This is a genomic window from Paenibacillus sp. LC231 (genome assembly GCF_001860525.1).
Taxonomy (GTDB): domain Bacteria; phylum Bacillota; class Bacilli; order Paenibacillales; family Paenibacillaceae; genus Paenibacillus_AQ.
On sequence record NZ_JFOM01000037.1, the window covers coordinates 280,774 to 305,899 of the forward strand.

General features: G+C 50.3%; 21 protein-coding genes, 1 tRNA gene, 1 pseudogene and 1 riboswitch. Of the genes and pseudogenes, 7 read left to right on the forward strand and 16 right to left on the reverse strand.

The genetic code is table 11. The annotated features are described in order from the left end of the window. Nucleotides 1-185 precede the first annotated feature (185 nt). The 3 genes from AK95_RS22425 to AK95_RS22435 form a co-directional block, all read right to left on the reverse strand. Complete coding sequence (locus AK95_RS22425; protein WP_071222110.1) at nt 186-740, reverse strand: hypothetical protein; 555 nt, start codon at nt 738-740, stop codon at nt 186-188. Nucleotides 741-901: 161 nt separating this feature from the next. Further along, nucleotides 902-2,707: an ABC transporter ATP-binding protein gene (locus AK95_RS22430; RefSeq protein ID WP_071222111.1), complete on the reverse strand. Its 1,806-nt coding sequence runs from the start codon at nt 2,705-2,707 to the stop codon at nt 902-904. Then, nucleotides 2,704-4,449: an ABC transporter ATP-binding protein gene (locus AK95_RS22435; protein ID WP_071222112.1), complete on the reverse strand. Its 1,746-nt coding sequence runs from the start codon at nt 4,447-4,449 to the stop codon at nt 2,704-2,706. The genes AK95_RS22430 and AK95_RS22435 overlap by 4 nt, the downstream gene beginning before the upstream one ends. A gap of 262 nt (nt 4,450-4,711) precedes the next feature. Between AK95_RS22435 and AK95_RS22440 the strand changes: the two genes are divergently transcribed. After that, nucleotides 4,712-5,044, forward strand: a complete 333-nt coding sequence (locus tag AK95_RS22440; protein ID WP_071222114.1) for a hypothetical protein — start codon at nt 4,712-4,714, stop codon at nt 5,042-5,044. Nucleotides 5,045-5,315: 271 nt separating this feature from the next. Here the strand turns inward: AK95_RS22440 and AK95_RS22445 are convergent, their stop codons facing one another. Beyond that, entirely contained in the window at nt 5,316-6,044 is a 729-nt protein-coding gene (locus AK95_RS22445) for an N-acetylmuramoyl-L-alanine amidase (RefSeq protein WP_071222317.1), read from the reverse strand. A gap of 406 nt (nt 6,045-6,450) precedes the next feature. Here AK95_RS22445 and AK95_RS35380 point away from each other — a divergent pair, with 406 nt between their 5' ends. Beyond that, on the forward strand, nt 6,451-6,651 hold the full coding sequence (locus AK95_RS35380; protein WP_475486051.1) for a DUF6199 family natural product biosynthesis protein: 201 nt from the start codon (nt 6,451-6,453) through the stop codon (nt 6,649-6,651). A 490-nt stretch (nt 6,652-7,141) separates the two neighbouring features. Here AK95_RS35380 and AK95_RS33635 read toward each other — a convergent pair whose 3' ends face one another. After that, entirely contained in the window at nt 7,142-7,240 is a 99-nt protein-coding gene (locus tag AK95_RS33635) for a YjcZ family sporulation protein (protein ID WP_074961926.1), read from the reverse strand. A 364-nt stretch (nt 7,241-7,604) separates the two neighbouring features. Here AK95_RS33635 and AK95_RS22450 point away from each other — a divergent pair, with 364 nt between their 5' ends. Then, a complete protein-coding gene (locus AK95_RS22450; protein ID WP_071222116.1) occupies nt 7,605-7,844 on the forward strand; it encodes a WGxxGxxG family protein in 240 nt (79 codons plus the stop codon). Nucleotides 7,845-8,875: 1,031 nt separating this feature from the next. Here AK95_RS22450 and AK95_RS22460 read toward each other — a convergent pair. After that, nucleotides 8,876-8,947, reverse strand: a tRNA-Thr gene (locus AK95_RS22460). Between the two features lie 108 nt (nt 8,948-9,055). Then, the gene (locus tag AK95_RS22465; protein WP_071222119.1) at nt 9,056-9,361 is read right to left on the reverse strand and encodes an MTH1187 family thiamine-binding protein; all 306 of its coding nucleotides are present in this window, start codon (nt 9,359-9,361) and stop codon (nt 9,056-9,058) included. 359 nt (nt 9,362-9,720) lie between these two features. Then, nucleotides 9,721-9,953: riboswitch (cobalamin riboswitch) on the forward strand. Between the two features lie 194 nt (nt 9,954-10,147). Here AK95_RS22465 and AK95_RS22470 point away from each other — a divergent pair. Together AK95_RS22470 and AK95_RS22475 are read left to right on the forward strand one after the other, a co-directional pair. Next, nucleotides 10,148-12,481 carry a ribonucleoside-diphosphate reductase subunit alpha gene (locus AK95_RS22470; RefSeq protein ID WP_071222121.1) on the forward strand — a complete coding sequence of 778 codons (2,334 nt, stop codon included), beginning with the start codon at nt 10,148-10,150 and terminating at the stop codon, nt 12,479-12,481. An 891-nt stretch (nt 12,482-13,372) separates the two neighbouring features. Continuing rightward, nucleotides 13,373-14,404, forward strand: coding sequence for a ribonucleotide-diphosphate reductase subunit beta (locus AK95_RS22475; protein WP_071222122.1), 1,032 nt, complete (start codon nt 13,373-13,375; stop codon nt 14,402-14,404). Nucleotides 14,405-14,524: 120 nt separating this feature from the next. Here the strand turns inward: AK95_RS22475 and AK95_RS22480 are convergent, their stop codons facing one another. The 8 genes from AK95_RS22480 to ssuE all read right to left on the reverse strand — a co-directional run bounded on the left by AK95_RS22480 (nt 14,525) and on the right by ssuE (nt 21,495). Then, on the reverse strand, nt 14,525-15,466 hold the full coding sequence (locus tag AK95_RS22480; RefSeq protein ID WP_071222124.1) for a GNAT family N-acetyltransferase: 942 nt from the start codon (nt 15,464-15,466) through the stop codon (nt 14,525-14,527). Between the two features lie 125 nt (nt 15,467-15,591). Further along, nucleotides 15,592-15,735 carry a hypothetical protein gene (locus AK95_RS34290; protein WP_162487623.1) on the reverse strand — a complete coding sequence of 48 codons (144 nt, stop codon included), beginning with the start codon at nt 15,733-15,735 and terminating at the stop codon, nt 15,592-15,594. 161 nt (nt 15,736-15,896) lie between these two features. Further along, nucleotides 15,897-16,694 (reverse strand): DUF817 domain-containing protein, encoded by a 798-nt coding sequence (locus tag AK95_RS22485; protein WP_071222126.1) that lies wholly within the window; start codon nt 16,692-16,694, stop codon nt 15,897-15,899. Between the two features lie 316 nt (nt 16,695-17,010). After that, nucleotides 17,011-18,429 (reverse strand): MDR family MFS transporter, encoded by a 1,419-nt coding sequence (locus AK95_RS22490; RefSeq protein WP_071222127.1) that lies wholly within the window; start codon nt 18,427-18,429, stop codon nt 17,011-17,013. A gap of 81 nt (nt 18,430-18,510) precedes the next feature. Next, on the reverse strand, nt 18,511-18,918 hold the full coding sequence (locus tag AK95_RS22495) for a MarR family winged helix-turn-helix transcriptional regulator (RefSeq protein ID WP_235613203.1): 408 nt from the start codon (nt 18,916-18,918) through the stop codon (nt 18,511-18,513). 334 nt (nt 18,919-19,252) lie between these two features. Further along, entirely contained in the window at nt 19,253-20,011 is a 759-nt protein-coding gene (locus tag AK95_RS22500; RefSeq protein WP_201259422.1) for an AAA family ATPase, read from the reverse strand. Nucleotides 20,012-20,297: 286 nt separating this feature from the next. After that, entirely contained in the window at nt 20,298-20,888 is a 591-nt protein-coding gene (locus AK95_RS22505) for a P-loop nucleotide/nucleoside kinase family protein (protein ID WP_071222319.1), read from the reverse strand. Between the two features lie 61 nt (nt 20,889-20,949). Further along, complete coding sequence (gene ssuE / locus AK95_RS22510) at nt 20,950-21,495, reverse strand: NADPH-dependent FMN reductase (protein WP_071222129.1); 546 nt, start codon at nt 21,493-21,495, stop codon at nt 20,950-20,952. Nucleotides 21,496-21,890: 395 nt separating this feature from the next. Between ssuE and AK95_RS22515 the strand changes: the two genes are divergently transcribed. Both AK95_RS22515 and AK95_RS22520 read left to right on the forward strand, forming a co-directional pair. Next, nucleotides 21,891-22,799 (forward strand): SDR family oxidoreductase, encoded by a 909-nt coding sequence (locus AK95_RS22515; protein ID WP_071222131.1) that lies wholly within the window; start codon nt 21,891-21,893, stop codon nt 22,797-22,799. A gap of 55 nt (nt 22,800-22,854) precedes the next feature. Further along, the gene (locus AK95_RS22520; protein ID WP_071222133.1) at nt 22,855-23,310 is read left to right on the forward strand and encodes a hypothetical protein; all 456 of its coding nucleotides are present in this window, start codon (nt 22,855-22,857) and stop codon (nt 23,308-23,310) included. A 67-nt stretch (nt 23,311-23,377) separates the two neighbouring features. Here AK95_RS22520 and AK95_RS22525 read toward each other — a convergent pair. Next, nucleotides 23,378-25,126 (reverse strand): annotated as a pseudogene (locus AK95_RS22525) (NAD(P)H-hydrate dehydratase).

Genomic DNA, 25,126 nt, shown 5'->3' on the forward strand with positions numbered 1-25,126 from the left:
TACATCCTATTCCTCGAGCCTATCGATCGGCTTGTATTTATATCCTTATTCTCGCAAGTAAAATAATAGAATATGCGAAACGGAATTTACGATAGGTTTGACGATATGCAGACGCAGCAACGAATTACGTTGCTCCCCGGTGGTGGAAATACGCAGTGAGTATCCATCATGAATGGCGGTGACATTTAAGGCTGCTGCCTCCCCGCTTCAATAATTCCGATGATCCAGTCGGTCAGCCGCCGATCCTTCTCTTTTTGACTGCAATCAGAGGGAAAGACTAGGTAGTGCTGATCCTCAGGAATCCGGGGCACCCCCTTCTTAAGAGAAGCTTCTTCTGAATCCTCTTCGTACTGCAAGAAGCGCAGATCCCTTCCATCCAGTGTCTGATAGGCATAACAGCTGTACTCGTGCCCATCAATAACGGTCCTGTGATGTCCTTGTACCCTGGGATTGCACAACACATGCGTGCCCTTCAGCTTGTTTAGCGAGTAAAGAAAGCCTTGCAGCCTGGCTTCCGTGACGTGGTAATCATCCAAGTAATAGCGCTGCGAGACTCTGGCAGCATTCGTGTCGATGATCTGGTAGTTTAGAATAAACGCAGCCCCTGTGTGCAGCACCGGATCAAAGTAATCCTTCTGAATCCAGCCCTTATGGCGGGACAGGCGATCAGACACAAGGTAATCGATATTGCTATGGTCCAGGTTATAACCGAACGTTACCAAGAATTTGCGATTCTTCATATAGATCTCTCCCTTATACATCTGAATATAGATCCATTATTTCCCATTAATATTATACAAAAAAAGGCAGCCTCCACACCAACGGAAGCTGCCCTGCTCTAAACCTATCTAAACCTGTCGAAACCTGTTCTTACATCCCCAATTCCAAACCAAACTTGATGTTATACCTTACTAACTTCAGCTTCATCCTCTGCGGGGGCCTGAGCCTCGACAGCGGACTGCTCGCCCTGCCATAACAGCTGCATCTCTTCACTCGTGGCGAGCAGCTCCGTCAAGCTGCCCTCCGCTTCGATCCGCCCATCCTTCATGACGATGATATGATCGGCTTTCGAAAGGGCTGCCCTCCGATGCGATACCGCGATGCAAGTGACGCCCTGCTCCTTGAACAACCCATCCCATACCTGCTGCTCCGTCTCCACGTCCAACGCGCTGGACAGATCATCAAAAATGAATAAATCCGCGCCCGTGATCAGCATGCGTGCCGTAGCCGCCCGCTGGATTTGTCCCCCCGACAGCATAACGCCCCTCGGACCGACAAACGTCTCCAGTCCCTGATCCAGATTCTCGATATCCTTCTCCATGACGGCCAGCCGAACAGCCCGTTCCAGAGTTTCCTCGGTCCGCTCTTTCTTCCCTTGCACGATGTTCTCTCTCAAGGGATCGCTAAACAGCCTTGGAACCTGCGGAGTATATGCCGCCCGAGGAGGCATAAGGAAGGTTGCCGGATCCACCTCTTCCCCGTTCCAGCGAATCGTTCCTTCCTGTTTTGGCAGCAGTCCCAGCAATGTCCGGACAAGCGTCGATTTCCCCGCCCCGATTCGTCCGGTCACCACCAGAAACTTGCCGCGCTCCAGGCGAAAATTAATATCCGATATACCGTTATCCGAATTCGGATATTGGTACGATAAATTCTTGACTTCCAGCTCCTTCAGCATTTCTCCCGGTTCTCTGTGAATGACGGGCAGTTCCGGCGGCTCTTCGTTCAGATACGTTTCCCGTGCCTCAATGATCCGGTCTTCCTCACCAGGGCGAAACAGAGACCGCATCCGGTCAAAGGAAACCTTCAGCCGCTTGTGCTGGAATACCATATAACCGAATAAGGAAATGCTGAAGCCGATATTGGCCAGGTAAGACGTGAACAAAGCAAAGTCCCCGACGGTAAAACGCCCGGCCTGCATTTCAGCAGCGCACATCAACAGAATCAATCCCGTACAGATGCTAAGCACATGCTGATTCAAGGATCGCATCCATTGTTTGAACAGATTATCCTTCAGCGCTGCCTGCCGGCGGTCTTCGTTCAGCTTCATGAAGCGCTCATGCACATGATCCTCCGCCTGCCCGAGCTTCAAGGCTTGAACCGCACCGAAGGTTTCCGCGATAAAGCTGGTAATGCGCCCTGTAGCTTCCCGGTTCTTTAGGCCGTAACGACGCGCGCGGTTGCCGGACAGATTGTTCAGGAGCGTGACCACCACGAGCGGCAGCACGGCCACCAGCATGATCTTCCAGTTAATGCTCGCCATAATGACAACGGATAAGAGGGCAAAAACGAGACGTCCCCAGAAATCCACCCAGGATTCAACGTATTCCACAACTTCATCCACGTCATCGCGGAAGCGGCTCATCGCCTCCCCTGGAGAAGCTGGCAAATTACGCCCCGGCCAGCGCATAATCCCGGCCAGCATGTTCGTTCGCAGAATGGCCTGAATGTGGTAAATATACGTTACCCATTGATAGAAGGCCGCAAAGAACGTCCCTACCCGCGCTACCCTTACAACGGCAATAAAGATCAAGGGCACCGCCAGCCATACATAATCCGTGGAACTGGCCGTCGCCCGGTCAAAAAACCACTGCATCCCCAGTCCGATCAATAGTGGCAAGGAATGAAATATGCACCACAGCAGACCGTTGATTAAAAATAATGAAGGCCTGAATCGAAAGAGGCGCCCTATAAAACCCGTGATGGTCATGCCAGTTCCTCCTCTCTGCCTGTGCTCAGCAGTCTGGCATAATGTGATGCCGGATCTAACGCAAGAGCTTCCCGTTCGCCGAATTCCATAATTCGCCCGTCACCCAGCACCATAATTTTATCCACCTGCTCCAGCGTAGCCAGCCGGTGCGCGATGATGATGCCCGTACAGCTGCTCATCAGCTGATCCACGGCTACCTGCAGCATCATTTCCGTTGCGGCGTCCAGGCGTGAAGACGGTTCATCCAGAATCACCAGACTTGGTTGCGTCAAAAATACCCGGGTTAAAGCGAACAGCTGTGCTTCTCCCGCGGACAGCGAAGCTCCGCCTGCTGTCAGATGCGTATCCAGGCCTTCCGGCTGTGCATCGATCCATTGCCGAAGCCCCAAACGCTCCGTCGTTTCCAGAATGAATGCATCCGACACGCCGTGATCAAACAACGTCAGGTTGTCACGCAGCGAGCCATCGAACAGCTGCACATCCTGTGTGACCATACCCACCCGGCGGTAAAGCGCGGGCAGCTTTAGCTTCGTGATATCGGTCCCCCCAACGCGGATCACGCCGCTGTCGATGTTATACAGTCGAAGCAGAATACGGCTGAGACTCGACTTTCCGCTGCCGGTACGACCGATAATGCCCAGGCGTTCACCTGGTTTGACTTCAAAGTTGATGTCCTTTAACACCGGTTTATCTTCGTTATAACTGAAGCTGACGCCCTCAAATTCCAAACCGAGTGCCCCTTCCGGAAGCTCTTCTTGCTCTCCGTCCACAATCTCGCTCTTATTGGACAACAACTCTCTGGAACGCAGCATGCCGGATTTTGCCTTTTGGAACTCCTGCACCTGGTCACCCAGCATCTCGATCGGATCATTCAGCATCTGCGTATATTGGTAGATTAAGAACAGGGTCCCCAGCGTAATTTCACCGATCAGATAATAGCGAACCCCTAGTAACAGGACAGCGGTAACCGCAAGGGCAAACAGAATCACCGTGGTATTCCAAGGGACCACGCGGAGCATCCAGGCTTTTCTTCCTTTCAGAAAAACGGTGCGCATCATCCGGTGAAACCGATTCATCACATACGGCACATTGCCGTTCGCCTGTACATCCTCAATGCCGGCGATGCGTTCCTCAATTAACCCGAACAGCGAAGCGCTGGCTTCACGTTCATTCTTCGAAGAATTGACGCCCATATTCCGGATGAACACCATGAACAAAATGGACAGCAGCGTAAACACCGTCATGACGATCGCGATCGGCAGATTGACCGTAAACATAAATCCTAGTATGCCAGCTAGCAGCACAAAACTTCCGATAACCTGCACGATGAACATCGCGAAGAAGTTCGAAATATTCGTCACGTCGCCGTCCACCCGCTCGATCATCTCGCCGGGCGTTTTGACATTATGAAATCGCATATCCAGCCGCAAGCAATGCTTCAAAAGATCGCCGCGAAGCCGGTTTGTCGCGCGCCATGAAATATCGTTCCCCATATAGCTGACAGCCACGGTTATCAGCTGGTTAAAAACAGCCACGACCAGAAACAATCCCGCCAGCTGAATCAGCGCGGCTATAACTCCTCCTTCGGCTGCCGTGTCAATAAACCGTTTGACAATTTGCGGATTCAAGAGCTGCAAGCCCGTCGACGTCAGCAGCAACACGAGCAGCAGTATTAGCCGTCCTTTTACCGGTTTCAAATACCGCAGCAGCCAAGACATGGAAACCTTTTCTTGTTTGGGCATAGTGCCCACCCCCATATGCAAGCAAGTATGTACGGACCTCCATACCCCATAAAGCAAGGTGTGGCGGCAGTAAATCATTACCAGTCTACATGATATCGACCGTCATTCCTAGGTAAAGAATAATTATAAATATGTAATAAACCTTCTCCCTTTATATAAAAATAGCAAGTCAATACCTGCTTCAAAAAAAAGCGAATCCGATAATTCAGCATACTCGTATATGTATAATAGAGTGACGTGCAACTTTTTGGAGGTGGGCATAATGAATACTGGGATCAGTGGATTAGACGGACTGGATGAAGAGAAGCTATCAGAAATTCGCGAAAATGCCGCAAGGCTCTCGGACATGAAACAAGAAGTGCCCGTGGAAGAATTGTTCTCGGAATCATTTATTCAAAGACATACCAAGTTTTCTTCAATCGGTCACTTGCTGAAAGCCGCAGGTTATGAGGGAAGCACAGATGAAGAGTTTGACGAATTCATACAAGGACATACGATTAACCCGTTTATCGTTGAGCATACCCCATTTCGCAGCTGGCAGGATTTCCAGGAATTAGCCGTATCGGCTTATATCACGAAATGGCTGGGATTGTAAATAGTCATCCAAAAGCCTGGACTTTACCTCAGATGAGGGAAGACAACCAAAGAAGCCCCTCTAACCGATGTTAGAAGGGCTTCTGATATATTTTTTAAGGGGTGCTTATATCATAAGCTCCGAATATTAATGGAAGCTTAAATTAGGATTAAAGGGACATAAATTGTTCGATGGGGCACAAATAGCACTGCTCTTTTGCACACCCCCAACAGGTGGAGGTTTGCATATCATGGAAGAGAACCATACTTCCTATCTCCAAATAATCAGGTATTTATTCGGTCGTAACTGTAGCCGTCTTGGTCTTATTATCCCAGCTCACTTTGGCCCCTAATGCTTCACCGATGGCCCGAAGCGGCACATAGGTCACGCCATTCTCAAGCTTGCCATCCGCGATCTGCTTTCCGTTGACGACGACATGTACCTTATCCTCCACTGTACCAGCCCCCTCTTTCTTCTGAAGCCCCAAATATTTAGCAATGCCATTTACATGCCCGATCGCAATAGAATCTATTACATCCTGCCGTTTAAGCTTGGCTGCATCTGCCGCGACATCGATAAACAAGTTTTCGGTTAAGACAGCAGGCATTTTAGATTCACGGACCATATGCAAGTTAGCGGCCTTCTGACCCCGATCGATGACTCCGAAGGATTTAATGGCATTCATGACCTCCGTATGCATAACGTTCTGCAATTTTACCGAACCGGAGCTTGCCGAGGTATATCGATATGACTCAAAGCCCCCTGCACCTCCACCCGCGTTACAATGGATGCTAACTAGGATATCTGCGCCAGCAGCGTTTGCCTTATGAGTCCGTTCAGCCAATTCAAGGAACACATCTGAAGACCGGGAGAGTAGTACTTGGACATCGCCATAATCAGCTTCCAATCGTTTCTTCACAGCAAGAGACACCGCTAACACGACGTCTTTCTCCTGCAGGCCATTTCCGGTTGCTCCGGAATCCTTCCCGCCATGCCCTGCGTCAATCCAAACCTTTTTCACGATCATTCACCGCCTTTGTAGGTTGTTGAATAGCCCGGTGATCCATTACAGCGAAGGCAACTGCAGCAATTCCTTCCACCAATGCTTCCACGCTTATATTAGGCAAGCAACTGTAAGTCCTACTGCAAGGACGAGTATAATATATAAGATACTCCAATCTGGTACATTCGGTGTTTGCTTAAGCCTATATTGGATGGCCTAGATACAGTCTCTATGTTCGTCGATGCCATTCATATCAGGCTTGATCTATTAGTATTCAGAAATCCGACGAAATAGCAATCCGGATGAACTGTAGCTCTGGTGGAATTATCCACCTTTTTAGCTTGTAATATGTATTACTCGGATTAACTATTTTCATTGAGCTTTTGGTGAGGAGCTGGTTAATATATCTGGATTTGTACTTATCGTGTTTGCTGTCGTTTTTTTGGTACGTGGTGTATTGAGAATACGCAAACCTACATGGGGTTCCTTATATAGAATCTGGAAAGTAAAGTATGATTCTGAGCCAAGTTCGGACTACATTCAACATATTAAATCCAGCGGGCTTCTTCTGCTGGTTCTCGGATCCATTTTATTCGTGGCAGGAATTCTGATTGTTCTGCTATGATCCCTCTCTCCAAGCATAATAACGAGCCCACACACACCTTCTCGCCTTTTTCAATGGTTACACATCCTATCAACGGAAAAGCGGCAGATAGTCATTTCCATTTCATTCTCAAGTTGCAGCTCTATGGATAGTGGTGAACCTTTGTTAAGGTTCACCACTGCATTACAGACTTTTTATGCGTGATTCTTCTTATGCTTTTTACACTTTACGATGATTTTTTGTCCAGGTTTGAGGACGATAACTTTAACCTTATGATGATGTTTTTTCATAAGAAATCCTCCCTTCACAGAAGATATTGCATTATATGCAGCGTCTGCGAGAATGAATTGGACTACTAATCTATGAAATGAAATCATGAAACAATCGACAAAAGAACCCTCTCTCTGATTGCACTGTGTTATGGAAAAGGCATCCAGATTTCTGGATGCCTTCAAATATAATCCTGGAACATTCAATTCACGTAAGCGGGGTCCTTATATAAGGTATTTACTTAAAATCCCCATGTACGCAGTATAATTACAAGTAGAATAAAGAGAACGAGAATAACACCAATACTACTTCCATACCCAGAACCTTCGTATCCACTCATTTTTCCCTACCCCTTCCTAATTGGAATAATACATAGTATGTAAGGGCGTCTGATAACGCAAAGGCAAGAGGTAATAGTCAAGGACATATTTTATAAAAGCAAGAACTATCGAAGATGCGATTACTGTTTAGCCCAGTTCATATCCATATTTCCACTATAACGATAAGGATATGGAATCTTAGCATCTACAGTGGTATAACCTTCAAAAAATGATAGTGCTGGCCATTTCTGAGGCTGCTTTTCTGTCTTTTTTGAGATACTTCCTTCGTTGCTCAGTAACGAATAATAATATCTGTAAAGGGCACCATAATTCTGGTACCTGTCCCGATAGAAATCAACATAATTACGGAAAGGAGTTCAAATCATGAAGAAAATCCTCGCCACATTTTTAGCCGGTATAAGTATTGCTTTGATTCTTGTGGTTCCTGCTTTTGCAGAAAACAACAACATGAATTCAAACGATATGAGAACCAATAACGTGAACACAAACGGCTATAACACCAATGCTGTAGGCAATGACAACGATACTGACTGGGGTTGGCTCGGTTTACTCGGTCTTGCTGGCCTCGTAGGTTTGAGACGTCGCAATCCGGAACGTCATTAAAGAGAACGTTGAAGCAATATAATAAAATCCTGCTCATTCGAGCGGGATTTTATCATTCCTTTCACCAATCTCAGAGTCCATCTTGGTCAAGATCGGTCCTTTGAGTCAACACACTTTGCAGCAGCAGTGTTCCCTTTCGCGAGTCCCGTTCCTTGACTTTTGGTGTACTTTGACTTGATGGAAAATTTAGCTGAGACCCTTAGATATAACAAAAAACTGCCTGTCAATAAGCCAGCAGGATCTTATATTCTATTAGTACTCTAGCTTTCATTTTAGTTTTGTTATCCCAGCCACGTTGACTCCGAGCACCTCGCCAGCAGCCCGGAGAGGTACATAAATCACTCCGTCTGCTAACTTACCGTCTGGAATCCCCATTTTTTCAGATAACATCTACTCGTGTTCAAATGAACCATAGTAAATTTTACCTGACTTTGATATACTGACTTCATTACTTTAGTCATGGGTGCGTGATCAATCAAATGTGGGATAAAGAACTAAAAATAGCCATTCAGAAGAAGCATATCGTGACGATATACCTCATCAATGGCGAAGTATTACAAGGCATACCAGATGCTTGTACAGATCGCTTGGAGATGCGGAGTGCTTATGGGCCAGTCTGGGTTCCATTAGAGGAAATAAAGCATGTGAGTCGATTAATCCGACTAGACGACAAAAGGAACCTGCTGGCATAGACAGAGGTTCCTTTTTTCGTGTCATTTTCTTTCTGGCTTTCTATAGCAAACTTCTTTCGCCCTCACCACTCACCTAATTCAAGTTCACTATGACACCAATCCATTTCTCATTTTGATGATTCACGTACACTATAACCATCCATAGGGAAGTGTCACTGTTGAGTTGGCCTAAACCCAAACAATGTAGAAGGAAGACGATTGTTGGTTGTTCTTCAAAGTGAAAAGGAAAAGTCTTCATCAGACTAAAGGGTAGAAAAATGGTAGAAGAACGGGTTAAACAACAAAAATGGCGCGATTCCGAAAACTCAGAAAACCGCGCCGTTATTGACTTTATAAAGATGCTGGTGAAGGGAATTGAACCCCCGACCTACGCATTACGAGTGCGTTGCTCTACCCCTGAGCTACACCAGCACATGTGATTCGATGTTATTCCTCACGAAACAACAAAAATTATTATAATACTTCAGCAGCAAAATGCAAGCCCAATTCTTACGGAAATATCCCCCGAAACTGGCGGCATTACCCGCCTAATTTCTCCTGCACGGACTGGATCTTCTGTTTGCTTGAGGAAACTTGATCCCTGCGGTCGTCGATCTTCACGGAAGTCGATACGCGCTGCGCACCGGACAGAAAAGGCGCTTCATGCAAAGCCTCAATCGCCCGCCAGATCATGTTAAGCTCTCCCTCAATGATGGTGCTCATTGAAGTCAGCTCATAGGATATTCCATCCTGTTGTTTCAATACACGCTGCATCTCAGCAACATAAGAGCTCAAACTCGTTGTTGCGGTTCCGATTGGAATCACCGTTACCTCCGCTATTGCCATCTTAAAAACCTCCCTCGTTCCCATCCCATTTATATGGAATGCTCTAAATTTCCGAATACTGTTATCATAACAATTCTGGTCCTCCATATCAAAGTCCGTCTGCCTTTAGCTTCACACAAGATATAATGTACCTTCCTCGTTTGGTCCATACGAATATATCCTATTTTGTCAAAACGATAATATACGTGGTATCTGCGCAGAAAAGGTCGCATTTGGTCACAATTCCGGAAATGTTATGGCCTTTTGGCAGTTTCTTAACTGGCACAATGACCGCTCGTTTGCTATAATTCATTTTGCGTTCAATTTTAAGAATATGGTTTACAAACACAATATATTGGGTTAAATTAGATTAACAACAACCAAATATAGTGTGTATAGGTGCCGGATCAACCTATAAGGCAGTCCGGCTTAATAGGGAAGCATGGTGTAAATCCATCACGGTCCCGCCACTGTAAGGGCTCTAAGCTGTTTATAATCTATCAGCCATCCACATCCGACATATGCCACCGAGGAAACGGAGTAAGGTCTCGGGAAAGGCAATGCCGAGGGAAGAAGCTCGAGTCAGGAGACCTGCCTATATGCAGTAGACACCAACCTACGGGGTTTTAGGTAAGTGTTCGTTAAACTTGCGTCTGTACATAACATCATGCCCGTTCATGGGCTTATGGCAAACGTCATTTTCGAATCACAGCGCACGGACATTTTCAAGCCTGCCCGCGGGTTTCAGAAAATGTTTTTTTGATGTCCTTTTTCATATTTCCCCCGAAGAAAGCGAGGAATTTATTCATGCCCCAGCTCGTAGTTAAACCGAACAACCGTCAGCTCGCCTTTGATGAAATTCGCCTCTCTGTCTATGCCGATCGGACTCTGAAAGGATTGGACATGCTCGATAAAGAACGCCTGCTTCGCGGCGTCAATGCCAAATTGCGCGGCGAGCAAGTTACCGGCGAAGAAATCAGCAACGCCTTCACGATGTCCGCCCTTGAGCTTGTCACCAAAGAGGAACCGAATTGGAAGTTTGCAGCTGCGCGTTCGTTTCTGACCTCTTTATATAAAAAAGCGGCCACCAACCGCCGATACAAAGCCTACCCGGAAGAACCATACGGTGCCTTCTATCCGCTCATTACGGAACTTGTACAAAAAGGCATCTATCGCGAGGATCTTCTGACCAGCTATACCAAAGAACAAATCGAAGAACTCGGCGAGTGCATCGATCCAAGCCGTGATCTGCTGTTTGATTACATCGGTCTGTTGACGCTGGCTGAGCGTTACCTGGCAAACGATTTTGATGGTCGCGTTATGGAACTTCCGCAAGAACGCTACATGGTCATCGCGATGTTCCTCATGCATAACGAGCCTGCCGACAAGCGTCTCGACCTTGTCAAAGAAGCCTACTGGGCCATGAGTAACCTGTACATGACGGCGGCTACGCCGACAATGTCCAATGCAGGCAAAAAGGTAGCCGGCCAGCTTTCCAGCTGCTTCATCGATACCGTGGACGACTCCCTGGAGGGGATCTTCGATTCCAATACGGATATCGCCCGTCTCAGCAAAATGGGCGGCGGCATCGGGGTATACCTCGGTAAAGTCCGTGCACGCGGCTCTGACATCCGCGGTCACAAGAATACCAGCTCCGGCGTTATCCCTTGGATTCGCCAGTTGAACAACACCGCTGTTAGCGTTGACCAATTGGGAACCCGTAAAGGCGCCATCGCGGTTTATCTGGATGTGTTCCACAAAGACATTCTGTCCTTCCTGGATCTGAAGCTGAACAACGGTGACGAGCGTATGAGAGCACATGACGTGTTCCATGGCGTATGTCTGCCTGACTTGTTCATGGAGGCTGTAGAAGCACGTGAAGAGTGGAGCTTGTTCTGTCCGCACGAAGTGAAGAAAATCATGGGCTGGAAAGACGAGAACGGCCGTCCGCTGGGCCTGGAAGACTTCTATGATCAAGGACAAGGCGAAGGCGAATTCCGTCAAAAGTATGCTGAAGCTGTAGCAAACCCGCTGCTGCCACGCATTACGGTACAAGCCATCGACATTATGAAGCGCATCATGAAATCCCAGCTTGAAACGGGTACACCGTACATGTTCTACCGCGACACGGTCAACCGTGCGAACCCGAACTCTGCGCATGGCATGATCTACTCTTCCAACCTGTGCACGGAGATCATGCAGAACCAATCTCCGACAGTCGTTGAGCAAGAGGAGCTGGTTACGAAAGATGGACAAACCCGGATCGTTATTTCCAAAATCCCTGGCGATTTCGTTGTCTGCAACCTGAACTCCATCCACTTGGCTCGTGCTGTACCTGCCGGTGTGCTGGAGCGTCTCGTTCCAATCCAGGTTCGCATGCTGGATAACGTCATCGACATTAACAATATTGAAGTTCTGCAAGCGCAATATACCAACAGTCAATATCGTGCGGTCGGTCTCGGCACCTTCGGTCTGCACCACTTGCTGGCGCTGGAAGGCATTCGCTGGGAATCCGACGAAGCCGTTGCCTATAATGACAACCTGTATGAGCACATCAACTACCTGCTCGTTAAATCCAGCATGGAGCTGGCCAAGGAAAAAGGCCATTATCCGAAATTCAAAGGCTCCGACTGGGAGAGCGGCGAGTACTTCACGTTCCGCGGTTACACCGACGGCGAGCATGAAGGCAAGTTCGTAACCACCGAACAATGGCGCGAATTGCAGCAAGAAGTACAAGCGAACGGTGTCCGTAACGCATGGCTGTTTGCCATCGCACCGAACGGTTCCACCTCGATCATCGCGGGTTCCACGGCGAGCATCGATCCATTGTACGAACTTCTTTCTTATGAAGAAAAAACCACCTATAAAGTGGCTAACCCGGCTCCGGATCTGTCCGAAAAAACGATCTGGTACTATAAAACGGCTTTCCTAATCGACCAGCATTGGTCCATCAAAATGGCTGCCGCCCGTCAGCGTCACGTTGACCAGGCACAAAGCTTTAACCTGTATGTCCGCCCTGATATCCGTGCTTCGGAATTCCTGGAGCTGCACCTGCATGCTTGGAAAGCCGGTATCAAGTCCACGTACTATGTACGCAGCCGTGCGCTGACGATAGAAGAGTGCGAGTCGTGCGCAAGCTAAGAGTTTAGTCTAACCTTTTTCGAACCCACCCAAACCCTCCCTTCCAAGGGAGGGCCCCAAGGGCGCTGCCCTCTGGACACCCGTAAGGGGTTCAAGGTGTGAATGAGACGCTTCTACGTTACTTTGGTGGCTAGGAGCGCTTTCTCCCTACGGGAACGCTGGAATATTGTGCGAAGCTAATGAGTTACTTCGTGCGGTTTTTTGAGTTACTGCCTGCGTGGATCGCTCTCCCTTTGGGAATCGCTTCTCATGTGGTGCGAAGCTAATGAGTTACTTCGTGCTTTTTGTTGAGTTACTGCCTGCGTGGATTGCTCTCCCTTTGGGAATCGCTTCTCATGCGGTGCGAAGCTAATGAGTTACTTCGTGCGGTTTTTGAGTTACTGCCTGCGTGAATCGCTCTCCCTTCGGGAATCGCTTCTCATGTGGTGCGAAGCTAATGAGTTACTTCGTGCGGTTTTTTGAGTTACTACCTGCGTGAATCGCTCTCCCTTTGGGAATCGCTTTTCATGTGGTGCGGGGACTACTGAGCTATTTTCGTGCGGTTTATTGAGTTACTGCCTGCGTGGATCGCTCTCCCTTTGGGAATCGCTTCTCATGCGGTGCAAACAAGCATCGAACGGCTGCATGCGGGTGTTCCCGCACAGCAGAAGTGGATAAGCTTTCTAAATAGAAGACTACAAGGGTAAGGGTATCCAATCGGAAGAGTTTACGTCCGCCTTTGGGAGCCCTTTGCAACCTTAAAAATATATTCAAGGCAAAGGGCGGACAACAAGCGGCTGGAGATGGATACCCGTCCCGGTGCGATACCCGTCCCGTGAATATGCTGGACCAATATCCCTCAGCTTCGCCTCTGCGCCGCCCTATTATGATATACAAGGAGAGAGATTAGGCATGCAAATGCAAAAGATTTTTAACACCGAAGCACCCAACCGCTCCACGCGTGTTATTGAAGGTGAATGCTCCGGGATCCTGAACTGGAACGACATTCGGATGCCTCATATGTACAAGCTGTACAAGGTCCTGCTGCTGAACCACTGGATCGCGGACGAGATTCCGATGTCCAAGGATGCGCAGCAGTTCCCGCGCCTGGACCCTGAAGAGCAGCGCACCTTCAAGATCAACATCTCCCTGCTGGCAGTATTGGATTCCATGCAGACGATGTTTGTCAGCGACGTGAAGCGTTACTTCACCGATTCGTCGCTCGAAGCCATCTCGGCCATCATCGGTCAGCAAGAGGTGGTTCACAACCAATCCTATTCCTATGTGCTCTCTTCCATCGTTTCGGATCAGGAACAGAAGGAAATCTTCGAGTACTGGAAGCATGATCCGGTTCTGCTAGAGCGCAATCAGTTCATTTCGGACATCTATCAAAACTTCCGTGACAATCCGTCGCCGCAATCCTTCTTCGAAGCCATGGTGGCGGACCTGATCCTGGAAGGCATCTTCTTCTACAGTACGTTTGCCTTCTTCTACAACCTGGCTCGTGACCAGAAGATGATGGCAACCAGCCAGATGATCTCCTATATTCAGCGTGACGAGAACCAGCACTGCTACTTCTTCGCCGAAGTGTTCAAGCAGCTGCTCAAGGACTTCCCTGAGCTGAACACGAAAGAGAACATCGACTACCTGTACCGCACCATTGACCGTGCGGTTGAGCTTGAGACCAACTGGGCTCACTACACACTCAGCAATGTGCGCGGCATCGATCTGAATGAATTGGGCGATTACATCAAGTACATCGCGAACCGTCGTATCACCATGATGGGTCTGGAAAAAGCTTATGAAGGCGTGGACGTTAACTGCATGCCATGGATCAAGCCTTTCTCCGATGAAGCCCTCAACGCGACGAAGACCGACTTTTTCGAAGCCAAATCCCGAAACTACGGCAAAGTTGGCGACGACAACGGGTTTGACGATCTATAAGCTCCTCTCCATATCACAAACCTCCGTGATCCCTTAACAGGAATCCACGGAGGTTTTTTTGTAACTGCATATGATCGGCCGCAGTCCAAGTCTACAGCTCTTACTTATGGTATAACAATACTATCCCTTCGCTGCCCATACCTCGATCTCTACCTGAATGGACGGCATCGCCAATGCCGGCACGTAAGCCATCGTCATGGCCGGGGCCTTCCCCCCGTGGAATTTCTCCCATACCTGATGGAAATGATCCCAGTCGACCTCCTGAGCCGCCCAAATGTTGATTTTGACGATATGATCCGCCGACATCGCTTCCGCAGCCAACAACCTCTCAATGTTCCCCAAGGTGTTCTCCACCTGCTGCTTCATATCGTCCGGCAGGTTCCCCTCGCTGTCGGTTCCCACCTGACCGGAGAAGACCAGCAGCTCGCTCCCTCTCGGAACCTTGGTTATATGGGTATAAGGCCCGATCGGCGGGGCAATAACAGGTGGATTGTACCGCTGAATTGAAGACGGCTGCTGCTCATCGGCTTCATTCAAAATAGCCAGCGTCTGATGGTCCTCCCACGTTCCGTTGATTTTCACGTTTTTTCGGGCAATCCCTTCTTTATGGAATCCGGCTTTCAAAAGCACTTGGATCGAGGCCAGGTTGTGCGGCATCACGCCCGCATCAATCCGGTGAAACTTCAATTCCTGAAAGGCAAACCTCACGACCAATTGAACCGCTTCGGTCATATACCCCTTTCCGTTATGGTCTTGGTCCAAAAAATAACCGATCCAGCAGCTCTGCAGATCCCCCCGCACCACTTCGGTAAGCATAATCTCCCCGATGATCACTCCGGTGTCCCGCAGCCCAATCACATAGACATACCCTTGATCTGCCTTGCTGGCTTCCATGGCCTTTCGGATCCGCTCAAGCTGTCCCTGATGGGTATAGAAGCTCTCTTCCCTTAAGCCCGTGAACCGCTGGAAAAAATCCCGGTTATCCTTCTCGAGCTTCAGAAGTGCGTCCACATCCGATTCCTCTACCGACTTCACATAAATCTGTTTCCCTTGCATGAACATACGTATCCCTCTCCTCTGTTTGAATCATTAGAAACACAAAAAAACACCACAGCGCACCTGTGGTGTACATGCCGATCTATGCAACCACAAGCAAGCGACCTGTGGTGTTTAATTCCACTGCATCCTCATTCGGTCACCGAATGGAAGGATCCTTGATCGCCCGAATATCCGATTTTGGACACACTTCTCCCATCATCGGACGGATCAAAGAAAACAGCGGTGGAGTATCCCATGCCTTTTGCCAAAGACGCCAATGATCTTTTTTTCATGTGAATCCTCCTCCCTTCTGCTTCGCGCGGTTCATCTGCCAAACATCTATGTTCATACAAAGTCTCTGCCTTAAGCTCGAGTCGCAACGTTAGCTTTCCATCATCTAATTAACCATAGGATATATGATTAGGCATAAATGGTCAAATCCGCTAAACTGGGCTCACATAACCGTTCCCTTCGGATTGCCTTGGGACGGTCCTCTGCCCTGCTTCAGATGCTTCAGCTGAGCTACAATGATGACACTGATCACGACCAGCAGAAACCACGAGCTGATTTTGCCGATATGCACAAGGCTCCATGTGCGCTCCTGACCCGGATAAGTCCAGGCCCCAAGAAACGTAGAAATGTTCTCAGCGATCCAGATAAAAAAGCCAATCAGCAGAAACGACAGCACCAGCGGCATCCGCAGCGTCTTTCCGTCCACGTCAAAATACACCATGGTTCTGCCGAACACCACGAATAACAATGCCGTGAGAAGCCAGCGTGCATCCCACACATAGTGATGGGTAAAGAAGTTGGCATAGATCGCTGCGCTGATCAGCACGGTCAGCACGGGCAGCGGCCAGCCCGTTATACGCAAATGCATTCGGCGCCATGCCTGGCATATATAACTGGCCACACTGGCGTACATAAAGCCGCTGTACAGCGGGACGCCGCCGATTTTGCTCCAGCCTTCCTCCGGGTAAGACCACGAGCCCATGTGCACTTTGTACAGCTCCAGCATCAAACCGATGACGTGAAAGACGCAGATGACCTTCAGCTCATCCCATGTCTCCAGTTTGCTCACCAGCATCCCGATTTGCGCCAGCACACATATGAGAAGGATGAGATCATACCGCGCCAAGCCGGGAATCTCAACCACCTTGGTCAGTCCCAGCGCACCGAAGATCATAACCGGAAATATGCAGGACAACGCCTGCTGATAACCGAAAATCCACAGCTTCCGTATAAATTCCATAAGCTCCTCCTACCACCTGCACATTCGTAATTCGTATACTTCACCCTACCACAGACCGCGATTTCAATAAAAGAACAGCGTTGTCATAATTCGTGCAATCCATTGACGGGTGTAATGCAAAAAAAGAGAGCAGCCCTTCAGCTGCCCTCTTACCCGTTAACGTCCTATTAGCCCATGCTTGAGGTTATCCTTGACGCCAACGATGCAGCTCAACATACCCCATTCAATCGCTTGATACCTTTCGAGTTTCCCTATCTTACGCCAGGCTTCAACGGCCCGCAGGATTATCTTCTCCACTTGGCCGATGAACGCCCGGTCAGAGCGCGACAGGGTGAGCCGTTTTTTTCTTTTTGACCCGTAACAAAAATGTAAGAGGTATGGCAATAACAGCCACCATCGTTCCGATCATAAACACGTCATCAATGCCCATCGTTGTCGCCGCACGCTGGGTCGAAGCCCCCGCACCCATGTAGTAGGACGTTCTGGATACCACCAGTGCGCTGAATATGCCGATCGATAACGAAGCGAGCCCTTGGCGCGCCCAGTTCGTGATGGACGATGCGTGGCCTGAATATTCGCTGGACACCGCGCTCATCGCTGCGTTCGTTAACGGCATATTGCATAAAGCAATGCCGAGGCAGCGAACCAGCTGCAGCAAGGAAATGTACAGAACCGAGGTATGGATGCCGATTCCGCTGAAAGCGAGCGTGGCGGCCACAATGATGAGAACTCCCGTGATCACCAGCCGGAATGGACCGATCCGATCGTAAAATTTGCCGATAATCGGCGACGCAGCGGCCATGACAACCGCGCCCGGCAGCATGATAAGTCCGGTATCCATCGGAGACAGCTTCAGCACGGTCTGTAAATAGAGCGGCACCAGCAAGGTTCCCGTATACAGCGATATCGTCACGATGCAGTTCAGGATCAAGCTGTACCGAAATCGGGGGAATTTGAATACTTTAAGCTGCAATAACGGGGATGAAATCCGCAGCTCCCACTTAATGAAGAACAGCAGCAGTAAAATTCCGGAGATGAGCAGGGACAGGGTCTTCCATGATCCCCAGCCCCAGTCGTTGCCGTGGCTGAAGGAGAGCAGCAAAAGAGAACTGCCCGCCACCACCGTCAAGAATCCGAGGAAATCGAACCTCTTCTTCCCGGTCAGTCGATAAAAAGGGATGAATTTGCTTACGATGACCATCGAGATCAGACCGATTGGAATATTTAGGATGAAAATCGATTTCCATCCAAAATATTGCACCAGCCATCCGCCAAGTGTCGGCCCGATCACCGGTGCCAGCATAGAGGCCAGGCTCCATAGTCCCATGGCGTAGGCTTGCCGCTCCCGTGGGAATACCTGGTAGATGATGGTCATCGTAATCGGGATAATCATCCCGCCGAACACGCCTTGCGTTATCCGGAAAGCAATCAAAGTCTCGATGTTCCAGGCTACAACGCATAATAGCGACGAGAGCGTAAAGCCCAACAAGGCCAGGACAAACAGCCTCTTATAACTGAGCTGGTCCCCCATGTAACCTACGATGGGAGCCACAATGCCCGTTGCCAGCAAATAACCGGCCATCAGCCATTGAGTTGTGCTCAGCGTGGCATCGAACTGCTCCATGACAACGGGAAAAGCCACGTTGATGGTCGTAATGCTGAGCACCGCCAGAAAATTACCGAAAAAGATAGCGCTCATTATAAGCCAAAATGAAGATTTATCTTGTGTATTCACATGAAGCCTCCTAAACAAAGTAACCCCGCCCGGATCTGGTTAACAGAGCTGGAGGCGGGATTCAAAGAGTTTGGTCTTTGGTTATGGAAATAATTTCTTGCCAAGCAATCGCAGTAAAATATACAGGTTATCCGCCTCGTCCTCATCCAGCTGCTTGAAGGATTCCATGACGGCATAATCTCCTTCGCTGCGGGCATCGAGCACAAGCTGCCGGCCTTCTGCCGTAAGATTGACATAGTGGCTGCGTCCATCACTGGGATTTGGCGTTCGAACCACCAACCCCCGCTGTCCCAGAGCGTCCACTAAATACGTGATCGTTGCAGCCTTAAGCTCCATATGCTCAGCCAACCGATTCGGAAGCAGCGGACCCTGCTGCTCTATCAAACTTAAGATCTTATACTGATTCATCGTTAAATCGTTCTTTCTCAAGTGACTCAAAAAAGATACGACCCGATGGCTCGTCATTTTATCCGATAACTCACGATACATGTCCATGAGTCTCTCGACGCTTGCTTCTCTTCCGTTCTCCAGAGTTTTTCACCTCGCTTCTTATTTTAGTTCAATGATTCTAACTTGTAAACACCATTTTCATGATTATAATTCTATTTTATCCCATTTATCGAGGTGTAACTGACTAATTACTTAAATTGTTCTAAGTTTATTTCAGAATTTCGAATATCCATAATTCTTAACATCAGAAATATCTACGGATGGAAAACTCCTAATCATTCCCCTGACTCGAAACGCTCGGTACGATAACAGGCTCCTATATAAAAAGGACTCGCAAGATCTATGCGATCTTACGAGTCCTTATCTTTCCCGTTTATTCCTCATCGTCTGCAAACAATTCATGCAGCATCGCTTCCCGGCGATTCACGAATTCCTTTGTAATCATATAATGATCCGTTTCCTCCAAGCTCGACTCTTCCACCCCTTCGGAAGTCAGCTTGTAGATGATGGAATCGGGATAAGCCATAACAATTGGCGAATGCGTGGAAATAATAAACTGCGAGTCTTCCTGGACCAGGTCATGGATGCGTCGGAGCAGCGCCATTTGGCGAAATGGCGACAACGCCGCTTCCGGCTCGTCCATAATATACAAGCCATTCCCCCAGAATCGGTGCAAAAAGGTAGCAAAAAACGATTCTCCATGCGACTGCTGGTGAAGCGATTTGCCGCCGTAGGAATCATAAAGTCCCGGTCGCTCCCGTTCCAATGCATCTACCTCGCTGGCGACGTTATAATAGCTCTCCGCCCGAAAGAAAAAACCATCCCGCGGTTTGCGTACGCCTCGAACGGTTCGTATGTATTCATGAAGCTTGGAATGCGTCTCCTCGGTTGAGAACGAGAAGTTCATCGTTCCTCCTTCCGGATTAAACCCAAGGGCTGTGGCAATCGCCTCCAGCAGCGTGGATTTGCCCATGCCGTTCTCGCCTACGATATAAGTAACCTTGGGATGAAAATGAAGACCGTCCAAAGCCGCAACGGCCGGCAAATTAAAAGGATATTCATGAAATGAAGGGATGCGATCCCTCATTAACACAACGCTTCGTAGATAGGCAAGCATAGCAGCGTTATCCAAGCGCTTTCCCTCCTCGATTGTGAAACCTATAATTACTACTCTACTATATATCATTCCAGCGATGGTTCCAATTCAGGACCATCACTCGATATTTCCGAGTATAAACATGGGACATTTCCCTGAAGGGTGAATACGAACATCCTTTTTCACGCCATAACAGGAGGGCTTTGTCTCGAGATGTTGATGCCTCGTCGATACTCAATAAAAATGCGCCATCACAGGGCTCGCCGGCACCTGGTATGACGCATTTTTATTATACGATATCGAATGGTGTTATTCTGATATGCTACTCGCTTACGATAAACTGATAGAGCTCCTCAACCTTCTCTTCCGTCAAATCGCCGCTGTTATCAAACACCTTAATGGACGTCTGCGGAATGTCCCAGTTCACTTCCGGCACGAAATCGACGCGCTTCTTGAAGTCGTCCCAATGATCCAGCTTCCACTGATCCCGCTCGGTCTGTCTGTCAATGATGCGCTCCTTCTGCAAATCCATATCTTTAAGCGCAACCACGATGACCTTCACGTCAACATCGCTTTTCGTTAACCCTGCCGATGCTATGACTTCTTCAATCCATTCGCGGTTCTTGAGCTCGGCGGTAAACGGAGAAATCATAAAAACATTTTGTCCGGCACCCAGGTTCTCGATGCAAATATCCTTGGTCGTATCATATTCCAGATCGCGCAGGTTCTCTTTATAAAAGGAAGAGTCGCGGTCATTCGGATCCAATCCGTTACTTTCCAGGAACTTCTCAACAAAGCGTCCCCCCACCGTATCACGGTCGAGAAATGCAGCCGGTATACGGACTGCAAGCTTCTTGGCTACGGTTGTCTTGCCTGTACCGGCCACGCCGACAAAAAACACTAGCTTTTGCAAATGGTATCCCTCCATATGATCTCTATCGCTATTATATCCCTGCCGTCCACTCATGCCATCCTTATGCGCGTTCTGTCCGGTAACGGGTTTCTTCAATTAATTCCTCCATCGCGGAGGTCAAGCGTTCCTGAAGCACGTCCGCTACATCAAATCCGCCATCCTCGGTACGTGCCACCTGGGCGTCCACCGCGTACACGCCGCCAAGAATATGACGGGCCCCGATCGAAGAAAGCACGGGCTTGAGCGAATAATCAATCGCCAGTAGATGTGCGAGACTGCCGCCGATAAACATCGGAAGCACGATTTTGCCAGCCAAGCCTTTTTGCGGAATCAGGTCTAAAAAGGTCTTCAGAACACCGGTAAACGAAGCTTTATAAACCGGACTTGCCACAATCACGGCATCGGCCTCGGCCACAAGCCCGTTCGCTTTGACAATATGCTCACTCTCAAACTTGGTATGAATCAAATCCTCAGGCGGCAGGGCGGCCACGTCGATCCGGCTAACCTCGAAATTCGCATCAGTCAATGCCTGCTCCGCATACTCCATAACCGCATTCAACCGGGATCCGGCTGTAGGACTCCCGTTAATAATAACAGCTTTCGCCATAATCATTCACCTCGGCTTATCTTATAGTGTCGCCATCTCATCCATTCATAAGATCGCTATGTAAGGTCATCTCGAACGTCAACCCATATAAATCAGAGCAAACTTGTCAGAATTAGTATCATCGTATCAATGTGTCCGCGCTTTTGTCAATGCAGCAGCTCCGGCAATTGAATCATGGCGATTTGCCAACCATTACACTTCGCTCCTCCAGCGGAGTTGGGGAAGATTTTTTACTGAGTAGCCCGAAAGAAATCGTAAAAAAATCGGTATTTCGCGCGTTTGCGCACGACCTTTCTCCTATTCTGTTTATAAACGGCACCCTCGACTGGGCGAATGCATAGAGATAAAGCATCGGCGTTCAACGAAAACACTCTGTATATCAAAGGAGGAAGGAAATGAATCCCCAGCAGCCCATTCCATACGTAGGCTCCAAAACCGAATGCAAGGAACAGCCCATCGCGTTCCCTCCCCAGCATCAAAACTGCCAGCCCGGTCTTGAAAGCCTCATGATACCGCGTCCGATCAGCGAGGATCCCGCCTACCAGGGCAGCGGTAAACTGGATGGCAAAATCGCCATTGTAACCGGAGGGGACAGCGGCATCGGCAAAGCGGCGGCCATTGCTTTTGCCAAGGAAGGTGCCGATCTGGTCATCCCATACTTATATGAAACTTCGGATGCGGAAGTGACGAAGCAGCGGATTGAGTCGCTCGGCAGACGCTGCCTCTTAATGAAGATCGACCTGCGGTATAAAAAGAACTGCGAAGCCGTAGTAAACGAGACGATAGCCCACTTCGGCAAGCTGGATGTGCTCGTAAACAACCATGCCGTCCAGTATGTTCAGCGCAGCATCTTGGACATCACGGAGGAACAGCTGCATCATACCTATCAAACGAACATCTTTCCCTTTTTCTTCATGATCCAAGCTGCGCTGCCCCACATGAAATCCGGGTCGTCGATCATCAACACGGCCTCCATTACCGCCTATCAAGGATTTAAGGAGCTCATCGACTATTCTTCTACTAAAGGCGCCATCGTTTCCCTTACCCGATCCCTTGCCCTTTCGCTCGTCGATCAAGGCATCCGCGTCAATTCCGTCGCTCCCGGCTCGGTCTGGACGCCGCTCATCCCATCCAGCTTCCCAGCCGATGAGGTCGCCGTGTTCGGAACGGATTCACCGATGAAGCGGGCGGCACAACCCTATGAGCTGGCACCTGCCTATGTTTACTTGGCGTCGTCCATCTGTTCCTCTTTTGTCACGGGTCAGGCTATTCACGTCAACGGGGGACAGATGGTAACCAGTTAACAACGGTGCTTTAAACGTTCGAGAAGCTATGAATAACAAGCAGAGGGTGTGTACCATGAACACGGGAATTCCTAAACGGTCCGGCCGGATGGACATGGGATTTTATGCATTAAACAAGCTGGCCAGCGCCGGCATCGTTGTGCTGCTGCTGAGCCTGCTCGATTGGGTGTGGCCTCCCGCCGCTGATCGAGCTTCGGAATGGTTAGGCCTTTATCTGCCGCAAGAGCACTGGGTATACGGTTACGCGCTGACTGCATCCCTTGCGGCAGATGCCATACTCTCGTTCTTGCCTTCCCTGCATAAGGCTAAACAAGCCGCTGTGTACGGAGCGGTCGGTTTTCTGTTCTTCGCCCTATTCACAGGCGGAAATCCGGAGCAGCTCTGGCTGCGCGCAGCAGCGGGAGCTGTAACACTGCTCATCTTCTTGTGGGGGAAGCATAAGTTCTCCAGCAATTCTCTGGCCACCCCGTTCTTTGCCTTGGTCGTTCCCCCGTTGTGCTGGGTGATCTGATTCAAGCTGCGACTATAGCTTTCATCCATGAAAAAAAGGCCCTTCGATGAGGGCCTTTCTCTTCGCGTCAAAGTGCTTCGATGACATCCCCGGCGATAACAGAGGCGGGATGTCCCCGGTGCCGCGCGGCCCGCTCGCCGGCACGACCGTGCAGCCACACGCCAAGCGCGGCTGCAGACGGACCGGCATATCCTTGCGCCAGCAGGCTGGCAATGATGCCGGTCAGCACGTCCCCGGTGCCTCCGGTCGCCATGCCGGAGGTGCCGGTTGTGTTGATGTAGGCTTGCCCGTCCGGCGAAGCCACGACGGTATGTGCCCCCTTGAGCACGAGGGTAACCCCGTGCCCGGTCGCGAACGATGCGGCGGCACCGATCCGGTCCCGCTGCAGCTCGGCGGTCGGGATGCCCAGCAGCCGGGACATCTCCCCCGGATGCGGGGTCAGCACGGTTTCTGCACCGCGCGGCTTCCAGGTTCCGAAATCACCGGCCGCGGACAGTATATTCAGCGCATCGGCATCCACGACCAGCGGTCCTTCCCATTCTTCCCACAAACGGCGAAGCCATCTGGCATCTCCTTCAAAACGGCCAAGTCCCGGACCTACGGCCAGCACATCGCGGGTTTTGGCGAGCTCCAGCACCTGCTTCGCGGAGGCTTCATCCCAGTAGCCTCCGCTCTCTTCGTCTGTGGCGGGAGCGAGCATCACCTCGGGCGCGGCTCCGCTCAGCGGCAGCACCAGGCTTGCAGGGAGCGCCCAGGTCACCAGGCCGCAGCCCGCACGAAGTGCTGCCCGGGAAGCGAGCAGGCCTGCACCGCTCATCGTGCGGCTGCCCCCTACGGTCAGCACGTGACCGTAGGTGCCCTTATGTCCATCCGGCGAGCGGTAGCAGGCCACGTCCACACCCAGCTCGGTCCGAAGGACATGCGGGGTGAGCAGATGCGTGCTGACGCCGTGCTCCTGGCACAGCAATGCCGGGATGCCGATGGCGCGGACCACCACCCGGCCGGCCGCCTCGGCGCCGGGGTACTGCACCAGGCCTCGCTTCAGGAATGCGAGGCATACCGTCACCGCGGCCGAGATGCACGGCTCGTGCCGCGCGCCGGTATCGGCGTCCAGTCCGCTCGGAATATCCGCGGACACAATCGGCAGGCCGCTGTCATTGGCGGCCTGGATCAGTGCGGCGTACGCGCCGCGGGGCGCGCCCGCCGCGCCCGTGCCGAGCAGCGCGTCCACGATGCCGGTGTACGCGCCGTAGTCCACGGCATCACGGCCGTGGACCAGAGCCGGGATGCCAAGCGCTGCCGCGGCATCCCGCTGCACCGCCGCCTCGCCGGCTAACGCGGACGGCGAGGCGGCGTAGAGCAGCGTGACGCTTATGCCAGCGTCACGCAAGTGCCGGGCGGCGACCGCCCCGTCGCCGCCGTTATTGCCCTTGCCCACCAGAATGAGCCAGTGCTCCTGCGCCGCAAGCGCGGTGGGCAATCGAGCATCTCCGTCGATGACAGGCGACGGACGGCTCATCTCCAGAGCCAGGTCATCTCAGGCGATAAGAGCCTCCGCCGCTGCCGATTGCTCCGGTAAGGATAGCCGCTGTTCACCCCGCCCGTCCTCATACATGAAGGACCGAGCCTTTCCTGCTGTCCCAGCAGCGGCTCCGTAATGAGAACGGCTCACTCTATCACGCTCTAGGCACAGCTTCAGGACTTCCTCGGCAATCGCCTTACCTGCATTTTCCATCAGAGCTATGGCCGGAATGCCGATTTGATGAATCGTATGGTTGTCGAGTGCCCTCATCTGTCCAGACGTCACAACATACAT